Annotated in this window: 18 protein-coding genes; 5 read left to right on the top strand and 13 right to left on the bottom strand. The window is 58.7% G+C overall.

The window, feature by feature from the left end; translation table 11 throughout:
* The first annotated feature begins 10 nt into the window (after positions 1 to 10).
* The 3 genes from ftsY to B9Z50_RS11070 all read left to right on the top strand — a co-directional run bounded on the left by ftsY (position 11) and on the right by B9Z50_RS11070 (position 3,302).
* Positions 11 to 1,102: a signal recognition particle-docking protein FtsY gene (gene ftsY / locus B9Z50_RS11080; protein ID WP_108364418.1), complete on the top strand. Its 1,092-nt coding sequence runs from the start codon at positions 11 to 13 to the stop codon at positions 1,100 to 1,102.
* Between the two features lie 157 nt (positions 1,103 to 1,259).
* On the top strand, positions 1,260 to 2,192 hold the full coding sequence (rpoH, locus tag B9Z50_RS11075) for an RNA polymerase sigma factor RpoH (RefSeq protein WP_108364274.1): 933 nt from the start codon (positions 1,260 to 1,262) through the stop codon (positions 2,190 to 2,192).
* A 105-nt stretch (positions 2,193 to 2,297) separates the two neighbouring features.
* Positions 2,298 to 3,302 carry a tripartite tricarboxylate transporter substrate binding protein gene (locus B9Z50_RS11070; protein ID WP_108364416.1) on the top strand — a complete coding sequence of 335 codons (1,005 nt, stop codon included), beginning with the start codon at positions 2,298 to 2,300 and terminating at the stop codon, positions 3,300 to 3,302.
* Positions 3,303 to 3,369: 67 nt separating this feature from the next.
* Here the strand turns inward: B9Z50_RS11070 and B9Z50_RS11065 are convergent, their stop codons facing one another.
* From B9Z50_RS11065 to B9Z50_RS11045, 5 genes are read right to left on the bottom strand one after another with little or no spacing between them, the layout of a single operon-like run.
* Complete coding sequence (locus B9Z50_RS11065) at positions 3,370 to 3,978, bottom strand: SCO family protein (RefSeq protein ID WP_108364272.1); 609 nt, start codon at positions 3,976 to 3,978, stop codon at positions 3,370 to 3,372.
* Between the two features lie 10 nt (positions 3,979 to 3,988).
* On the bottom strand, positions 3,989 to 4,885 hold the full coding sequence (gene cyoE / locus B9Z50_RS11060) for a heme o synthase (protein WP_108364270.1): 897 nt from the start codon (positions 4,883 to 4,885) through the stop codon (positions 3,989 to 3,991).
* On the bottom strand, positions 4,882 to 6,012 hold the full coding sequence (locus B9Z50_RS11055; protein ID WP_108364268.1) for a heme A synthase: 1,131 nt from the start codon (positions 6,010 to 6,012) through the stop codon (positions 4,882 to 4,884). The genes cyoE and B9Z50_RS11055 overlap by 4 nt, the downstream gene beginning before the upstream one ends.
* 3 nt (positions 6,013 to 6,015) lie before the next feature.
* On the bottom strand, positions 6,016 to 6,729 hold the full coding sequence (locus tag B9Z50_RS11050) for a hypothetical protein (protein WP_108364266.1): 714 nt from the start codon (positions 6,727 to 6,729) through the stop codon (positions 6,016 to 6,018).
* Positions 6,680 to 7,423 carry an SURF1 family protein gene (locus tag B9Z50_RS11045; protein WP_108364264.1) on the bottom strand — a complete coding sequence of 248 codons (744 nt, stop codon included), beginning with the start codon at positions 7,421 to 7,423 and terminating at the stop codon, positions 6,680 to 6,682. Before B9Z50_RS11045 ends, B9Z50_RS11050 begins: the two co-directional genes overlap by 50 nt.
* Before the next feature lie 14 nt (positions 7,424 to 7,437).
* Between B9Z50_RS11045 and B9Z50_RS11040 the strand changes: the two genes are divergently transcribed.
* A complete protein-coding gene (locus tag B9Z50_RS11040) occupies positions 7,438 to 7,671 on the top strand; it encodes a twin transmembrane helix small protein (RefSeq protein ID WP_199221727.1) in 234 nt (77 codons plus the stop codon).
* A gap of 115 nt (positions 7,672 to 7,786) precedes the next feature.
* Here the strand turns inward: B9Z50_RS11040 and B9Z50_RS11035 are convergent, their stop codons facing one another.
* From B9Z50_RS11035 to B9Z50_RS11005, 8 genes are all read right to left on the bottom strand, one after another.
* Positions 7,787 to 8,668, bottom strand: a complete 882-nt coding sequence (locus B9Z50_RS11035) for a cytochrome c oxidase subunit 3 (protein WP_108364260.1) — start codon at positions 8,666 to 8,668, stop codon at positions 7,787 to 7,789.
* A gap of 44 nt (positions 8,669 to 8,712) precedes the next feature.
* A complete protein-coding gene (locus B9Z50_RS11030; protein ID WP_108364258.1) occupies positions 8,713 to 8,937 on the bottom strand; it encodes a DUF2970 domain-containing protein in 225 nt (74 codons plus the stop codon).
* Complete coding sequence (locus B9Z50_RS11025; protein WP_108364256.1) at positions 8,934 to 9,563, bottom strand: cytochrome c oxidase assembly protein; 630 nt, start codon at positions 9,561 to 9,563, stop codon at positions 8,934 to 8,936. The genes B9Z50_RS11030 and B9Z50_RS11025 overlap by 4 nt, the downstream gene beginning before the upstream one ends.
* 9 nt (positions 9,564 to 9,572) lie before the next feature.
* Positions 9,573 to 9,689: a cytochrome oxidase small assembly protein gene (locus B9Z50_RS17980; protein ID WP_370463075.1), complete on the bottom strand. Its 117-nt coding sequence runs from the start codon at positions 9,687 to 9,689 to the stop codon at positions 9,573 to 9,575.
* A 7-nt stretch (positions 9,690 to 9,696) separates the two neighbouring features.
* The gene (gene ctaD, locus B9Z50_RS11020) at positions 9,697 to 11,313 is read right to left on the bottom strand and encodes a cytochrome c oxidase subunit I (RefSeq protein WP_108364254.1); all 1,617 of its coding nucleotides are present in this window, start codon (positions 11,311 to 11,313) and stop codon (positions 9,697 to 9,699) included.
* Positions 11,314 to 11,345: 32 nt separating this feature from the next.
* The gene (coxB, locus tag B9Z50_RS11015) at positions 11,346 to 12,518 is read right to left on the bottom strand and encodes a cytochrome c oxidase subunit II (RefSeq protein WP_108364252.1); all 1,173 of its coding nucleotides are present in this window, start codon (positions 12,516 to 12,518) and stop codon (positions 11,346 to 11,348) included.
* A gap of 77 nt (positions 12,519 to 12,595) precedes the next feature.
* Positions 12,596 to 13,072, bottom strand: a complete 477-nt coding sequence (locus B9Z50_RS11010; RefSeq protein ID WP_108364250.1) for a DUF2244 domain-containing protein — start codon at positions 13,070 to 13,072, stop codon at positions 12,596 to 12,598.
* Positions 13,073 to 13,166: 94 nt separating this feature from the next.
* Positions 13,167 to 14,084 (bottom strand): biotin synthase, encoded by a 918-nt coding sequence (locus B9Z50_RS11005; protein WP_108364248.1) that lies wholly within the window; start codon positions 14,082 to 14,084, stop codon positions 13,167 to 13,169.
* A gap of 90 nt (positions 14,085 to 14,174) precedes the next feature.
* Here B9Z50_RS11005 and B9Z50_RS11000 point away from each other — a divergent pair, with 90 nt between their 5' ends.
* A complete protein-coding gene (locus B9Z50_RS11000; protein ID WP_108364246.1) occupies positions 14,175 to 14,921 on the top strand; it encodes a ComF family protein in 747 nt (248 codons plus the stop codon).
* Positions 14,922 to 14,932: the final 11 nt, after the last annotated feature.

The raw sequence follows: 14,932 nt of genomic DNA, 5'->3' as shown, positions 1-14,932 counted from the left end.
AATCCACGCCATGTTCAGTTTCTTCAAAAAAAAATCCCCTCCTGCTGAGGTCTCATCGGCCCCATCGGCTGCTGCACCCACCGCTTCTCCCCCTGCAGCCACCACTGTTTCAACCCCCGTTGCCGCGCAAGCAACCGCGCCTGCCAGTGCCCCCACTGCAGCTGCACCGAGCGCGGCTGAGGCAACACCTGCCGCCCCCGCCGCCCGACAAGGTTGGCTTGACCGCCTCAAAGCCGGATTGCGCAAGACCGGCTCCAGCATCACCAACGTCTTCACCGGCACACGCATTGACGACGAACTCTATGAAGAGCTGGAAACCGCGCTGTTGGTGGCTGACACCGGGGTCAAAGCCACCGAGCATTTGCTGCAAGACCTCAAGCGCCGCGTGAAAGAGGCCAAGGCGACCGATCCCTCGCAGGTCAAAACCCTGCTGGCCGACGCCATCACCGACTTGCTGACGCCCCTGCAAAAGCCCCTGAGCATTGGCGACCACCACCCCACCGTGATCATGGTCGCAGGCGTCAACGGCGCGGGCAAAACCACCTCGATTGGCAAACTGACCAAGCACCTGGCCGACGAAGGCCTGAGCGTGCTGCTGGCGGCGGCCGACACCTTCCGCGCTGCGGCCAAGGAGCAGCTGGCGGTGTGGGCCACCCGCAACACGGTCGAGATCGTCAGCCAGCAAGGCGGAGACCCGGCTGCCGTGAGTTTTGACGCGGTGAGCGCAGGCCGCGCCCGAGGCCGCGATGTGGTGCTGGTGGACACCGCCGGGCGCCTGCCGACGCAGCTGCACCTGATGGAAGAGCTGAAAAAAATCAAGCGCGTGGTGCAAAAAGCCGATGGCACCGCCCCACACGAGGTGCTGCTGGTGATCGATGGCAACACCGGGCAAAACGCTCTGGCCCAAGTCAAAGCCTTTGACGACACGCTGGGCTTGACGGGCCTGATCGTGACCAAGCTGGACGGCACCGCCAAGGGCGGCGTGCTGTGCGCCATTGCCCGCGAAAAGCCGATTCCGGTGTACTTCATTGGCGTGGGTGAGAAGCTGGAAGACTTGGAAACCTTCAACGCCCGCGAGTTTGCCCAGGCCCTGCTGAGCTGATCACCCCGGCTCAACTCGTTCTCCAGCGCACAGACGCGGCCATGAGTCGCCTGCAAAATCAGGGAAAACCCCATGACTGCGGGTACCCCCAACGCCGTCCATTAGCACTCCTCGCCAGAGAGTGCTAATATTGAGGTATTCTGAAAGGAGTTCTGGTATGAACATTCAAACTGGTTCCCCCGCCACAGCCATCGCGCTGAGCAACCCTTGGGCGGTCGTGCCCTCGCTCGGCCACTTGGACGCCTACATCTCTGCGGTCAACCGCATGCCCATGCTCACCCTCGAGGAAGAGCAAGAAGCCGCCCGCCAGCTCAAAGCCAACGACGACCTCGAAGCCGCCCGCAAGCTGGTGCTCTCGCACCTGCGCTTGGTCGTGTCGGTATCGCGCCAATACCTGGGCTACGGCCTGCCCCACGGCGACCTGATCCAGGAAGGCAATGTGGGCCTGATGAAGGCGGTCAAGCGCTTCGACCCCGAGCAAGGCGTGCGTTTGGTGAGCTACGCGCTGCACTGGATCAAGGCCGAAATTCATGAGTACATCCTGAAAAACTGGCGCATGGTCAAGGTGGCCACCACCAAGGCCCAGCGCAAACTGTTTTTCAACCTGCGCTCGATGAAGCAGGGCTACAAGTCCGATGCCGACGAAGGCACGCACCGCGACACCCTGACACCCGACCAGGTCGACGCGATGGCCAACAGCCTGAACGTCAAGCGCGAAGAAGTGCGCGAGATGGAAATGCGCATGTCCGGCGGCGATGTGCTGCTCGACCCTGCCCCCTCGGACGATGGCGAGCAGGCTTTTGGCCCCATCGCCTACCTGGCCGATGTGAACCACGAGCCCACCGCCATGATCGAGGCCCACCAGCGCGATGTGATGGCCAGCGATGGCTTGGCGACCGCTTTGAGCGTGCTGGACGACCGCAGCCGCCGCATCGTGGAAGAACGCTGGCTCAAGGTCAACGACAACGGCTCGGGCGGCATGACCCTACACGACCTGGCCGACGAATTCGGTGTGAGCGCCGAGCGCATCCGCCAGATCGAGGTGGCGGCCATGAAGAAAATGAAGAAGGCGCTGGTGGAGTTTGCTTGAGTGGGACCTGTGTTCTGCGTTCATTCCGATACCCGGCTTAGACCGGGTATTTTTTCGGCTGCTGTGCGCTAAAGTCATGGCAGTTTTGTTTTGAAAGGCTTCGCCATGACTGCTCTCACCTCCACTGGTTTTTCTCGCCGCCATGTGGCCCAAGCCCTTGGCGCTGCCTTGGTTCTGGGACTGTCACCATCTTGGGCCACCCCAGCCAACTCGGCTTGGCCTACCCAAAGCGTTCGCCTGGTGGTCGGCTTTCCCGCTGGCTCAAGCCCTGACCTGACGGCCCGGGCTTTGGCCGAGCCGCTGGCCAAAGCCTTGGGTCAGAACGTGATCGTCGAGAACAAAGTGGGCGCCGGCGGCAACATCGCGGCTGACTTCGTGGCCAAGTCCACCGACGGCCACACCCTGGGCCTGATGATCAACGGCAACATGACCATTGCCCGCATCCTGAACCCCAAGGTGGCTTATGACCCGCTCAAAGATCTGGCACCCATCAGCCTGATCGGTAAAGCGCCCCTGGTGCTGACTGTCCCAGCCAATGCTCCTGGTCAAAGCGCCGCCGAATGGCTGAGCCAAGCCCAAAAAGCAGGTGACAAGCTCAGTTATGCCACGCCTGGTGTGGGCACTGTGGCGCACTTGGGCATGGAGTTGCTCAAGACCAAGGCCGGCATTGCGCCAGTGCATGTGCCCTACCCCGGCAACCCACAGGTGATCACGGCCATGCTCGGCGGCCAAGTGCAACTGGCTTTGTTGCCGCCCGCGATGGCAGCAGCTCAGGTTCGCGGGGGCAAGTTGCGGGTGATTGGCTCGACCAGCTCGGGGCGCAGCACGGTGACCGCTGATGTGCCCAGCTTGTCTGAGATCGGCGTGAAGGATTACCAACTGGAAATTTGGAACGCAGTGGCCGCACCCGCTTCGATGCCAGTGGCTGTGGCCACTAAGTTGTCGGCCATGGTCAGCGACATCGTGCGTGCGCCCGAGATGCGTGCGCGTTTGTTCCAGCAAGGCTGGCAAGTGGTGGGCTCCTCGCCCGAAGGTTTGCGCAACCGGATTGCGTCCGACACGAAAGCGCTGGGCGACATCATTCGCAGCCAGAAAATCGAATTGAATTGAAGCCCTGAAGCGGGCCCTGAGGCGCGCACTGCTTCGGCGTATCAACCCCGGGCCCTGCGGTCCGGGATCACTTGCCGCTGAGCAAGATCTTCACATCGGCGGCCAGCGCCTCGGCACCGCTGGCGTGTCGGTTGTACAGGCGAATGCGACCTTGCGGGTCAAAGGTGAAGCTGCCCGCCGAGTGGTCCATGGTGTAGCTCGTAGGGGTTTTGCCCTCGACCTTTTTGTAATAGATCTTGAAGTCCTTGGTCACCTTGGGCAGCTGCTCCGGTGTGGGGCGCAAAGCCACAAAGTCGGCGCCGAAATTGGCCATGTAGGCCTTGAGCAACTCCGGCGTGTCACGCTCAGGGTCCACCGTGATGAACACACCTTGCAACTTGGGCCCGTCGGCGCCCAAGAGCTGTTTAGTCTGCGCCATTTCCTGCAAAGCGGTGGGGCAGACGTCGGGACATTGGGTGAAACCAAAAAACACCACCACGGCTTTGCCCGCAAAGTCTTTGAGGGTGCGCACCTGGCCGTCTTGGTCGCTCAGCTCCCAGCCTTGGGCGTAATCAGCCCCGGTGATGTCCACGCCGCGAAAGGCTGGTTTGTCTTCACCGCATCCACTCAAGCCCCACACCGCGCCTGCCAAACCCAAGGCCAAGGCCGTTCTCGTTAAAACTCTGCGTTGCAACATGCCTGGGGCCTCAAAAAATATAGTGGTCGAGCAGCAAGGCGGCAAACAAGGCGCTCAGGTGGACCAAAGAAAAGCGAAAGGTCTTGCGGGCCAGTTCGTCCGAATATTCGCGGTACAAGGCCACTGCGTAGCCGATGAAACCGATGCTAAGCACCACCGCCGCAGCCAAGTAGAGCCAAGAGCTCATACCGTAGACAAAAGGCATGAGGCAGGACGCCATCAACACGATGGTGTACAGCAGGATTTGCAAGCGCGTGAATTCGTTGCCGTGGGTGACCGGCAACATGGGCAAACCCGATTTGCGGTAATCCTCGACCCGGTAGAGTGCCAGCGCCCAGAAGTGCGGCGGCGTCCACAGGAAAATGATCAAAAACAAGATCAAGGCTTCCGGCCCGACCTGACCGGTCATGGCCGCCCAGCCCAGCACGGGGGGCATGGCCCCGCTGGCGCCGCCGATCACGATGTTCTGTGGGGTCAGTGGCTTCAAGATCACAGTGTAAATGATGGCGTAGCCGACAAAGGTGGCAAAGGTCAGCCACATGGTCAGCGGGTTGACCAGCACATAAAGCACCGCCGAGCCCAAGGCACACAGCACGGCCGAAAACAGCAAGGCCTGCTGGTCACTGAGCTCACCCTTGGCGGTGGGTCGCCAAGCGGTGCGCTTCATTTTGGCGTCGATGGTTTTTTCCACCAGACAGTTGAAAGCCGCAGCCGCGCCCGCCACCAACCAAATGCCTATACAAGCCCACAGCCCCAGCTTCAACTCGGCCCAACTCGGCACGCCGGGCACGGCCAGCACCATGCCAATCAGGGCGCAGAAAACGATCAATTGAACCACGCGTGGTTTGGTCAACGCGTAGTACTGCTGCCAGGCAGTCAGGGGCAAACGGGCGGTGGCGACAGTCATTCGGCAAGCTTTTTGGAAAGGAGAGGAGACGCTGAATTATCAGCCCGGCTGACAGACAATGCCCAGGTCAGGGTCAAGGCCATGGCCGCAGCCCCACCGGTGTGCATCACAGCAGCCAACAATGGCCAGCCCAGCACCACGTTGCTCAAGCCGGTGACAAACTGCAAGGCGCAAAGACCCAGCAACCAGCGCCCAGCCACCGCCAGGCCAGACTGCTGTCGCAAACGCCAACCCACCCACAGCAACACCGCCAACACCAACCAAGCGGCAGAGCGGTGCACAAAATGGATGGACACCAACGAGGCGAATGGCAACAGTTCGCCTGTTGGGGTGTAGCCCAGTTCCCGCCAGACGCTGAAGCCTTGCCAGTTCATCTCGGGCACCCATTGGCCGTGGCAAGTGGGAAAGTCCGGACAGGCCAACACCGCGTAATTGGTGCTGACCCAGCCACCTAAGGCAATTTGCAGGCTCAGCAAAACAAAACCTGCCCATAAACCCCTGCGCAGTATCGATGGCAAGGGCCGCGAGCCCGCGCCGTCGTAACGCACAGCTTGCGCCATCAACAAGACCAACAAACCGATGCCGCCCATCAAGTGCAAGGTGACGATGACCGGAAAAAGCTTCATCGTCACCGTCAGTGCGCCAAACGCCCCTTGCATGCACACCCACACCAAGGTCAATGTGGGCAACCACGGGCTGACCTCCCGGCTTTGCCGGCGCAGCCACCAGGTCATAGCGGTCAAAGTCAAGATCAACACACCCACGCCAGTGGCCAGATAGCGGTGAACCATTTCGATCCAGGCCTTGCTCTTGGTCACGGGCCCGGTGGGCATGACGGTCTCGGCGGCCTTGATTTCAGCTTTGGCGCCGATAGGAGTGGCGCTGCCATAGCAGCCTGGCCAATCGGGACAACCCAAGCCGGAGTCGGTCAAACGTGTAAAGGCACCGAACAACACCAAGTCAAAGGTCAAAAACAAGGTAATCAGTGTCAGGGCCTTGAGTCGCCCCGATGGCGAGGCGCTGCGCTGCTTCCACAGCCACCAAGCCAATGGCAATGCCGCCACCGCCAGACCCACGGCCATGAGCTCCAAAATGGGCTCTAGGTTGTACAGCTCAACTTCGGTCATGGCTCAGCGTCCTGCCTGGTCCCAAGACGAGGAGGCCTTGAGCAGGCGCTCTAGGTCGCGCTTGGCTTTGGAGGCCCCGGGCACGTCCATGTTGGCCGGGAATCGCATCATGAAGTTACCCATGGGGTCCACGACATACAGATGGTCCTGTAATTGCTGGCCTTGGGTGGGGCTGATCCAGCTTTGCACCGTGGCCATGTCGAGGCGCAGCACATGTGCCATGTTCAAAGCGGGCAAAAGGCTGGGGGCCACAAGCGCGTCATCGGTGACCAACCAGACGCGATCCAATCTGTCCTTATCTCTGCCCAAAACTTCACGCAACTGCCGCTGAAAATACAGGTTTTGTTGGCAACGTTCATCGCAAGCGCCAGAAGCCACCGTCACGAGCAACCATTGCCCTTTGAGGCTGGCCAACGTGACTGGTTCACCTTGCAGGTTTTGGGCACTGACCAGGGGCATGTCTTTTTGCGGTTGGACCAGCTCACCATAGACACGACGGCCTTCGGGCCGGATCACGTAGTAGGTGAAATACGAGGCAATCACCGGCGATGCGCAGACGAGCATCATGACGATCATTTTCCAGCGGCCCATGCGGGTGCGCTGTGCATCGGCCTGCACCACAGCGCCCGGGCTGGGCATGTCGTGCACCGTCATGGCCAGGGGGCTGTCAGGCAGGTCGTTTTTGGCGGCGGGGTTGGACAATTTGGAACCAGACATAAAGTAAAGCGATCAGACCACTCAGGCCAAACCATTGAAAAGCATAACCGTGGTGCTTTTCGACACCACTGGCCACCACAGGCCATTCGCGCAGCAAGCCTTCAGAAGGCGCACCCGATTGAAGCAAGGTCACTTCGAGCACCTTCAAACCCGTTTCTTGCTGGTAGGCAGACAGGTCGAGATTTTGCCGTATCGGCCCCGTCTCGGCCCCACCGAAGTCATAGAGCCTTGAAGGCCATGGGGCCAAATGGCCTTGAACCTCCACCTTTTCTTCTGACGTCTGCACGGGGGGCAAGGCGGCACGGTCGGTGAATGAGCGCTGCGCCCAGCCGCGCTGCACCACCAAGACCTCACCCGTACCCTCGATCTGCAACGGGGTCAACACAAAAAAGCCTGGCTTGGCATTCATTTGCCGGTTATCCAAGTAAACCGTGTGCGCAGGCAACCAACGTCCCTTCACCACCAGGCGCCGGTGCATCAATTCGCTGCGTTGCGCCACTGCTTCCGGATTGCCCCTCAAACTACGGCCGTCCAGCACTTCTTTGGCCGATTGCTGCATTCGGGCATCCTGGAGAGCGGTTTTTTCGCTGGCGCGTCCGAGTTGCCACAACCCCAGCGAAAAGGTGAGGCCCACGCCCAGCGCAGCCACCGCCAGCAGCAGCCATCTTCGCCAGTGAAAGGGTTTGTCAGTCATTGGATAATGTGCCCATGAAAATAATTGTTGCCATCGCGTTTCTTGCCATTTTGGTCAGTCTGGGCTCGGCCCTGATGTACATGATGCGGGGTAATACCCCACCCGTTGAGGGCCAAGCGCCCAGAAAGGGCAACATGGCCACCGCGCTGGCTTTCCGTGTTGGCTTGTCCATTGTTCTTTTCATCTGCGTGTTGCTGGCCTGGAAATTCGGCTGGATTCAGCCGACCGGCATCCCGCCGGGTGCTTGATGACAGAACAGTTCTTTGAACGTTAGAGACCGAATGCGGTCTCCATCGTTGTCTCTCTATCTATCCCCAACAAAAAAGCGCCCTAGGGCGCTTTTTTGCTGTGCCAGTGTGTGAATTACATCCAGTAAACCAGGATGTACAGGCCCAACCAGACCACGTCAACAAAGTGCCAATACCAAGCCGCACCCTCAAAACCGAAGTGACGGTCTTTGGTGAAGTGGCCTTTTTGCAAGCGCAGGGTGATGAACAAGAGCATCAACATGCCCACGAACACATGGAAGCCGTGAAAACCGGTCAACATGTAGAAGGTCGAGCCATAAATACCTGATGACAACTTGAGATTCAGGTCACCCCAAGCATGGGCGTACTCGTAACCTTGAACAAACAAGAAAACCACGCCCAAAAGGACCGTCATCCACATGAACTTGATGGTTTTGCTGCGATCACCCACTTGAATGGCGTGGTGGGCAATGGTCAATGTCACACCCGAAGTCAACAGCAATGCCGTGTTGATGGTGGGCAACCAGAATGGGCCCATGGTTTGGAAAGGCTCGACGATGCCAGCTGGCGAGGTCGTGGCCCCGGCCACCACACTGGGCCATGCGGCTTTGAATTCAGGCCAGAGCAAGGCGTTTTCGAGACTGCCCAAGGCTGGAATGGAGTGTGAACGCGCCCACCACAATGCAGTGAAAAAAGCACCGAAGAACATCACTTCCGAGAAAATGAACCAAGTCATGCTCCAGCGGTAAGACAGGTCGATCTTGCGACCGTACATACCGGTTTCGCTTTCGTGCACGGCTTCAGCAAACCACTGGTACAAAACGATCAACCACCAAGCCATACCGAAGAACAGGCAATACATGCCCCATTCGGAGCCGTTGATCCACTGGCCTGCGCCCAGGATGACAAAAAACAAGCCGATGGCCGACATGACCGGATGGCGAGATTCGTGCGGTACGAAGTAATAAGGCGTGGTGCCGTGTGCTGCTGAACTCATGGGGACTCCTGCTCTCTCTTCTATCGAAATCTTATTTTTGCGGGTTATAGGCCGGTGGGCTGAACCACGACCCAATTGACCAGGGCAATCAGCCCCAGCACAAACAACAATGCCGCGCCGATGGCCACACCAATGATGTGGAACGGGTTGAGCTTTTCAATGTCTTGTTGGTACTCGGCATTCTTGCGAAGACCGACAAATGACCAAAGAACGGCCTGGATGGTGCGCAACCAGGACGTTTTGGAAACGGGCAGTCCGGGTGTGCTCATGAACCCAGACCTGTCTTGAGTGGCAATGGCTGAACAGCAGCTGCCAATGGCGCTGTTGGGGCCGCGGGTGTCTTGCCGCCCACCTCAAAGAAGGTGTAGGACAGCGTGATGGTCGTCACGTCTTTGGACAGCTTGGGATCGATCACAAATGCGACCGGCCAAGATTTTTTCTCGCCAGGCGCCAAGGTGTACTCGTTGAAGCAAAAGCATTCCAGCTTGTTGAAATGACTGGCAGCTTGCCTTGGTGCATAACTTGGAATGGCTTGAGCTACCATGGGTCGGTTTTGCACGTTTTGAAATTCGTACATGACGGTACTGAGCTCACCCGGATGCACCTGCATGCTGCGCTTTTCGGGTTTGAAATCCCAAGGGCCGCGCACATTCGCATCGAACTCCACTGTGATGGTGCGAGTGGTATCCACTTGGCTGTTGCGCAAGACTTCGGCGGCTTTGCCAGCCTTCGCGTTGCCCGGCACTTGGGTTTCGGATATCGACAATACGTTGATCCCCGTGATGTCGCAGATGGCCCTGTAGATGGGAACCAGCGCATAACCGAAGCCGAACATGCCAGCGGTGATGATCGCCAGCTTGCCCACCATCCTCAGATTCTCAATGCGCAGGTTCATCGTGCTCTTTCAAGGGTTGAGGATCAACAACTTGGCCACAAAACCGACCAACACGGCCAGCGCTACCGAGGCCAGTATGAGGCCCAGGCGCACATTGCTTTTTCTTTGTTCAGGGGTCATGGCCATGGTCGCATCAACCGATCACGCGGGTCGCGGTTGCGTCCAGCTTGGGTGGGTTCTCAAAGGTGTGGAAGGGTGCTGGTGAAGGCACTTCCCACTCCAAGCCTTCAGCGGCTTCCCATGGCTTCTGAGGCGCTTTCTCGCCCTTGCCCATCATGGCAGGCAAGACGATGAACAGGAAGAAATACACCTGAGCAAAGCCAAAGAAGAAGGAGCCGACCGAAGCGATCATGTTGAAGTCGGCGAACTGCATGGGGTAGTCGGCATAACGACGGGGCATGCCAGCCAGACCCAAGAAGTGCATCGGGAAGAAAGTGACGTTGAAGGAGATCAGCGACCACCAGAAGTGGATCTTGCCGCGCGTTTCGTTGTACATCACACCGGTCCACTTGGGAATCCAGTAGTAAACACCAGCGAACAGTGCAAACAGGGAACCTGCCACCAGCACGTAGTGGAAGTGGGCCACCACGTAATAAGTGTCTTGCAACTGGATGTCGATCGGGGCCATGGCCAAGATCAAACCTGTAAAGCCACCCATGGTGAACACGAAGATGAAGCCCACAGCGAACAGCATGGGGGTTTCAAAGGTCATGGAGCCACGCCACATGGTGGCAATCCAGTTGAAAATCTTCACGGCGGTCGGCACGGCGATCAACATCGTGGCGTACATGAAGAACAGCTGACCAGTGACCGGCATGCCAGTGGTGAACATGTGGTGCGCCCACACGATAAAGGACAAGATCGCGATGGACGATGTGGCGTACACCATGGAGGCGTAACCGAACAACTTCTTGCGTGCGAAAGCAGGCACGATCTGGCTGATGATGCCGAAGGCCGGCAAGATCATGATGTACACCTCGGGGTGACCAAAGAACCAGAAGATGTGCTGGTACATGACCGGGTCACCACCACCAGCGGGGTTGAAGAAGCTGGTGCCAAAGTGGCGGTCTGTCAGGGTCATGGTGATCGCGCCGGCCAACACGGGCATCACGGCAATCAACAAGTAAGCGGTGATCAACCATGTCCAGGCGAACATGGGCATCTTCATCAAGGTCATGCCAGGGGCGCGCATGTTCAAGATGGTCACGATGATGTTGATCGAACCCATGATGGACGAGGCACCCAGGATGTGCATGGCAAAAATACCAGCGTCCATGGAAGGACCCATTTGCAGGGTCAGGGGTGCATACAAAGTCCAACCAGCGGCAGGTGCGCCACCAGGCATGAAGAACGAACCCACCAGCATGCCAGCTGCAGGAATCATCAGCCAGAAGCTGAAGTTGTTCATGCGGGCAAAGGCCATGTCAGATGCGCCGATTTGCAGCGGCAGCATCCAGTTCGCAAAACCCACAAAGGCAGGCATGATCGCACCGAACACCATGATGATGCCGTGCATCGTCGTGAACTGGTTGAACAGCTCAGGGTTCACAATTTGCAAGCCAGGCTGGAAGAGTTCGGCACGGATACCCAATGCCAAAACGCCGCCAATCATGAGCATGGCAAAACTGAACAAGAGGTACAAAGTACCAATGTCTTTGTGGTTGGTGGCATACACCCAACGACGCCAGCCCGCAGGCGCGTGACCGTGGTCGTCATGGGCGTGATCGTGATGGTCTAGAACGGCACTCATCTTGATTTCCTTTGATTTATAAACGGTACGGCTTATTTGCGAGCGGCCAGAACTTCAGCCGGTTGCACGATTTGCCCGGTCTTGTTGGACCAGTTGTTTTTGGTGTAGGTGATCACAGCAGCGATTTCGGTGTCCGACAACTGCTTCCATGCAGGCATGGCACCATTGCCAGCGCCATTGAGCATGATGGCAATTTGCTTGGAATGGTCCGCATCAAGAACGATGGATGAGCCATCAAGCGCCTTGATCGAGCCGGCACCCTTGCCATTGGCTTGGTGGCAAGCCGCGCAGTTGGCTGCATAGACTTTTTCGCCTCGCTTGGACAAATCGTCCAACGCCCAGACTTTGGCTGGATCATCGGCTTTGGCAGCTTGTTTTTTCTTCTCAGTATCAACCCAAGCAGCGTAATCGGCAGCGGACAACACCTTGACATGGATAGGCATGTAGGCGTGCTCCTTGCCGCACAATTCGGCGCACTGACCGTAGAAGTCACCCGTTTTCTCGGCGCGGAACCAAGTGTCACGCACAAAACCGGGGATCGCATCTTGCTTGATACCAAAGGCTGGCACCATGAATGCGTGGATCACGTCGTTGGCAGTGGTGATGACTCGAATCTTTTGATTAACTGGCACTACTAGTGGGTTATCCACTTTGAGCAAGTAGTTGTCACCTGCTGGCTGGCCCGCATCAGACATGGCGCGGTGCGAAGAATCGAGCGTGGAGATGTAGCTCAGGCCTTCACCTTCGCCCTTGATGTAGTCGTAACCCCATTTCCACTGGTAGCCGGTGACCTTGACGGTCAAGTCTGCGTTGGTGGTGTCTTTCTGGGCCACCAGCACTTTGGTGGCAGGCAAGGCCATGAGGATCACGATCAAGAATGGCACGGCCGTCCACACCACTTCAACCGTGATGGACTCGGTGAAGGTAGCGGGTTTGTGACCCACCGACTTGCGGTGCTTCCAGATGGAATAGAACATCACCGCAAAAACGGCAATGAAGATGACGGTACAGATGATCAACATCATCCAGTGCAGCCATTGCTGCTCTTCGGCAATCTTGGTCACCGGTGGATGCAAATTGAGCTGATTGACCGCAGGGCCGCCCGGCAAATCATTGACAGCGTGAGCAGCCGTAGCCACCCAAGCGCCTGCAAAAATGCCCGCGCGGGATAGCAGCGAAGCCAATTGGTTGGAAATATTCTTCATGGTTCTCACTAACTTCCAAGACTCTGTTGAACTCACACCTTGGGCCTGGCCGGACAAATCCGGCTGACCACACGGCATCACGCAGAGCGCAATGCCTTCCTGATTTCTCGCGCCAGCACTTGCCGGAGCTCGGGCCTGACAAAGCGCCCCACCTCGATCGTTCGACCTTGACCCGACAACTCGATCAGGCTTTGATCTCCAGACTTGGGCTCAACCCGCACCCATTGGCGCGCGAATTCAGCCCTCTCCAAGCGGCCTGCCGTCTCCAGCTCCACCACCAGGTTGCTGCCTTGCAGCGAAATCATTTCACCATCAGCAGCGTGACGGGCATAGGCCAAAAAAGCCAAGCCCAAGACTGCCACTTCCAGACCTGCAAAGGCCAACACCAAAGTAGCCCCTTGCAACCAAAAGAAAACACCAATGCCCAAAGACACCGTGCACAGCGACAGGTACATCCAGCCCAACTGGGCCGGCGTGACCGAGCAATTGCGTTTGAGCCGCCATTGAACAGCCGGTCCCGACACTTGCGCGAATTGATAAGTTTGATTTGACATCTGTCAACTTTCAATAACCTAACACCCTGTCAAGCATGTTTAATGGTCAAAACGCGCGGATTTTACCTGAGATCAAAACATCTTTTGACGTTTCTCAAACTTTGCCGCCTATACCCCCACCCGAATGCAGCATATGCCGCATCTGATCCAGTCCTATTTCGGTTTTTGCTGCCATTTTCATTCGCGGCTGAGGCTTCAGGGCGTGGCCGTAAACGATCTCGAACCCCAAAGACAGGCGCCCACCCTCTTCTGGCCGGGCTAGCGCCAGCAAGGCTTCTGACAAGCGATCACGCCACCGACGCGTGCGCAAGCCCTGAAAGCGCTGCAGGTGCAAATTACGCCCCAAGCTGCGCAACTCCGCCAGCAATGCGTCAGGACTGGCATACGTCAATGTGATGCGCTCCATGTCCATGACTGGCTCGGCAAAACCGGCCTCCACCAGCATATCGCCCCAGTCGTGCATGTCGGTGAATGCGTGCGCGGGCTCGGGCCAGCCGGCCCGGGCATACACCTGACGCAAGTCACGCAGCGTGTCAGGCCCCAGGCAAGAAAACATCAGAAATCCATCCACCGCCAAGGCCCGGTGCCAGGTTTGCAGCAAGGCTTGGGGCTCCGCGCTGGCATGCAAGTGCATGTTGGCCCACAACATGTGCGCCGTGTGATCAGGCGGCAAACCCTCATGCCGATTGGGCCCACGCCAGTGCCGGGCCTGCCACCATGGAGCTTGCAGCGCCTGGCGGGTGAACTGTGCATGCCCTGGGGACTCGCCAGCCAGCCACACCTGGGCCTTGGGGTAGCGTTGCTCCAAAGCGCTTTGCGCCGCCAGGCCGCCGCGCAATGGGCCCCAATGGACCCAGTGCAAAGGCTGCAGCTTGATAAAGTCCAGGCGCTCTTGCATGCGCGAGGCCACTTCTTCATGCAACCAAGGCGACTGCGCGGCTTGCACGAGCAAGGCCTGCCACCGGGCAGCGGCCACGGGGTCCAAAGAAGGGGGGCGAAGGGCTTGGGTCATGGGGTGGGGTGTCTGAAAGGGGCAGTGTGCACACAAGCGCCAACAGGTTTTACGCTTGTTCCGACAGCCCGGGCTGAGTATATTGACTCCATGAGAACCGCATGGCTTGAGGGCTTGTTGAACCCATCCGGCACGCCGCGCATCGGTGGGTTTTGGCGCTGGCTGCCCAGCCGCTGTGCCATCTGCCAAAGCTGGCCCCAGTCGCCGCTGTGCGAGACCTGCATCGCCCGCTTTGCCCAACCCCAACGCCGCTGCCCCAGTTGCGCCCTGCCCTTGCCCCACCCGGCCAGGCGCTGCGGCGCTTGCCTGAAATCACCACCCCCGCTGGACCTGTGCCTGACGGCCACCGCCTACGCCTGGCCCTGGGTGGACCTGATCGCCCGCTACAAATTCCAACAACAACCCGGCTGGGCCGGGCCTTTGGCCACCCTGATGCTGAGCGCCCCTTGGGCAGAAGACACGCTGGACGAGGCCGACTGGGTGCTGCCGATTCCCCTGTCCGCTCAGCGCCTGGCTGAGCGCGGGTTCAACCAATCCTGGCTGCTGGCGCGCCATCTGAGCCCGCACAAAGCCGATGCCCGTTTGCTGCTGCGAACCCGCGATACACCTTCGCAGCGCACCCTGCCCCGGGCCGAGCGGCTGGCCAATCTGGAGGGGGCTTTTGCAGTGGAGCCATTGCGGGCCGTGCAGTTGCGCGGCAAAAAGATGCTGCTGATCGACGACGTGATGACCAGCGGCGCCTCTTTGCACACCGCAGCCCGGGTACTGCGCGAGGCAGGAGCGGTGAAGGTCAGCGCACTGGTGCTGGCACGCACCGAAGCAGGGGGCAACGCCTGAAGGCCAAGGCA

This window comes from Limnohabitans sp. Bal53 (assembly GCF_003063355.1).
In the GTDB taxonomy this organism is placed as follows: Bacteria; Pseudomonadota; Gammaproteobacteria; order Burkholderiales; family Burkholderiaceae_C; genus Limnohabitans_A.
The sequence above is the reverse complement of the archived record's forward strand: the minus strand, read 5'-3'. Positions and strand labels throughout refer to the sequence as shown.